The sequence below is a fragment of the Robinsoniella peoriensis genome (genome assembly GCF_000797495.1).
Classification (GTDB): domain Bacteria; phylum Bacillota; class Clostridia; order Lachnospirales; family Lachnospiraceae; genus Robinsoniella; species Robinsoniella peoriensis.
On sequence record NZ_JTGN01000001.1, the window covers coordinates 1 to 2500 of the forward strand.

The 2500-nt window shown below is 43.0% G+C and carries 2 protein-coding genes, 2 rRNA genes and 1 pseudogene (1 of these 5 cut by a window edge); 2 read left to right on the forward strand and 3 right to left on the reverse strand.

The features are described from left to right. Nucleotides 1–336: ribosomal RNA gene (locus tag QR40_RS00005) — 16S ribosomal RNA — on the reverse strand; the annotation flags it as partial. A gap of 340 nt (nucleotides 337–676) precedes the next feature. On the opposite strand from QR40_RS00005, the pseudogene QR40_RS32895 reads away from it, so the two are divergent. Further along, nucleotides 677–805 (forward strand): annotated as a pseudogene (locus QR40_RS32895) (hypothetical protein); the annotation flags it as partial. Here QR40_RS32895 and QR40_RS33455 read toward each other — a convergent pair. Further along, nucleotides 743–904 (reverse strand): DUF6783 domain-containing protein, encoded by a 162-nt coding sequence (locus QR40_RS33455; protein WP_377147559.1) that lies wholly within the window; start codon nucleotides 902–904, stop codon nucleotides 743–745. The pseudogene QR40_RS32895 and the gene QR40_RS33455 overlap by 63 nt on opposite strands. On the opposite strand from QR40_RS33455, the gene QR40_RS32905 reads away from it, so the two are divergent. After that, the gene (locus QR40_RS32905) at nucleotides 884–937 is read left to right on the forward strand and encodes a hypothetical protein (protein WP_334291766.1); all 54 of its coding nucleotides are present in this window, start codon (nucleotides 884–886) and stop codon (nucleotides 935–937) included. The two genes, QR40_RS33455 and QR40_RS32905, sit on opposite strands and share 21 nt — an antisense overlap. Nucleotides 938–1449: 512 nt before the next feature. Here QR40_RS32905 and QR40_RS00010 read toward each other — a convergent pair. Next, nucleotides 1450–2500, reverse strand: a 23S ribosomal RNA gene (locus QR40_RS00010); it runs 1851 nt beyond the window's last position.

Genomic DNA, 2500 nt, shown 5'->3' on the forward strand with positions numbered 1-2500 from the left:
GTCCCAATGTGGCCGTTCACCCTCTCAGGCCGGCTACTGATCGTCGCCTTGGTAAGCCGTTACCTTACCAACTAGCTAATCAGACGCGGGTCCATCTCATACCACCGGAGTTTTTCACACTGTGCCATGCAGCACTGTGCGCTTATGCGGTATTAGCAGACATTTCTGTCTGTTATCCCCCTGTATGAGGCAGGTCACCCACGCGTTACTCACCCGTCCGCCGCTCAGTCATAAAAATTTCATTCCGAAGAAATCTGTTTTTATGCTTCGCTCGACTTGCATGTGTTAAGCACGCCGCCAGCGTTCATCCTGAGCCAGGATCAAACTCTCAAATAAAGTTTTGATCTTAGTTCAAAAATCAACTACTAGCTAATTTTATCCCTTTATTACTGTTTTAAGGTTGTATCATTTCTGATACGGTTCTTAATTTTGAAATCTCTTTTAATAGAATCTTTCAAGGTTGTTTCACTGTTCAATTATCAAGGTTCTGCTTGTCACCATGTTGTCAGCAACTTTGTTAGTATAACAAGTTTATTGCTTTTTGTCAACAACTTTTTGACATTTTTTAGAATTTCTTTTCTAAATTTGTCGATGTATCGAAGCGACTTGATAATAATAACATCTTCCCAATTAATTGTCAACATATATTTTGATTTTTTTAAATAATTTATATTTTTTGATTTATATATTTAATTTTGATAATTTAGTAAGTAATTATAGTCTCTATTATAGAAGATATTTTCTATCTCCTAAAGCGTGTTTTAAAATTGCTTTCTGGCAGCTGTGCGTCACACTTTGTGGGAGATTTCTCCCTGATGAAGGGCGCGTAGCGGGCTACGTAACCTGAATTCGGGGCAAATATGCCGCAAAGTGGGGCATGCAGATGGCTGGAATGAATTTTCAAATACTCTCTAGCACTACAGCGAACAGTTTATAAGTGGCTTATGGCTCACTATTCAAAACAATCTTATGAGTTATTACTTGAAATTGAGACTCTGCGGGTTTCTTATATTGGGGTTTAGCTGAGAAGGGGATACTTTGTAGATTGAGATGGTGAATAGAAAGATGGTTGATTTATATAAGTTATACACATGTATAGCTTATATTCTTTTTTTCATCCACTTAATTCTTATAATAGTCCATACATATTTCAACCACACTCAAAAGTGTGTTTAAATATTGCTGCTGATTTTACCAAGATATACTGACCAATGTTCTGATCAGTTTGTGCTAGTGATGTGCCATAGCAAATTACATCAATTGAAAACTATGCTGCTGTAAAAAAAGATTCATTCAATAATTATTTGCAAAGAAAAAAGCAGCTATCCTTAGCTGCCTCACATACATATACCTTCAAAATCACACACAGAAATTCATCAAATTATCATCCGTTCTTGCATTACCAACTTCGTTGATCATATCAACTTTATTGACATTATCCTAAACCTTATGGATAAGCCTTCGACCTATTAGTATTAGTCAGCTCCATACATTACTGCACTTCCACCTCTAACCTATCTACCTCGTCGTCTTCAAGGGGTCTTACCGCTTATGCGGGGGATATCTCATCTTGAGGGGGGCTTCACGCTTAGATGCCTTCAGCGTTTATCCCTTCCCGACTTGGCTACCCGGCCATGCTCTTGGTAGAACAACCGGTACACCAGAGGTCAGTCCAACCCGGTCCTCTCGTACTAAGGTCAGCTCCTCTCAAATATCCTGCGCCCACGCCGGATAGGGACCGAACTGTCTCACGACGTTCTGAACCCAGCTCGCGTACCGCTTTAATGGGCGAACAGCCCAACCCTTGGGACCTACTACAGCCCCAGGATGCGATGAGCCGACATCGAGGTGCCAAACCACTCCGTCGATGTGAACTCTTGGGAGTGATAAGCCTGTTATCCCCAGGGTAGCTTTTATCCGTTGAGCGATGGCAATCCCACTTTATACCACCGGATCACTAAGTCCTACTTTCGTACCTGCTCCACCCGTCGGTGTCACAGTCAAGCCTTCTTTTGCCTTTGCACTCTGCGAATGGTTTCCAACCATTCTGAGAAGACCTTTGAGCGCCTCCGATACCCTTTCGGAGGCGACCGCCCCAGTCAAACTCCCCGCCTGACATTGTCCCACCACCGGATCACGGTGGCTGGTTAGAAATCCAATACTGCAAGGGTGGTATCCCAACAATGACTCCTTCACAACTGGCGTTGTGAATTCWYAGTCTCCCACCTATCCTGTACATGCAATACCGAATCCCAGTATCAAGCTGGAGTAAAGCTCCATGGGGTCTTTCCGTCCTGGCGCAGGTAACCAGCATCTTCACTGGTATTTCAATTTCACCGGATGCATTGTCGAGACAGTGCTCAAATCATTACGCCTTTCGTGCGGGTCGGAACTTACCCGACAAGGAATTTCGCTACCTTAGGACCGTTATAGTTACGGCCGCCGTTTACTGGGGCTTAAATTCAATGCTTCGCTTGCGCTGACATCTCCTCTTAACCTT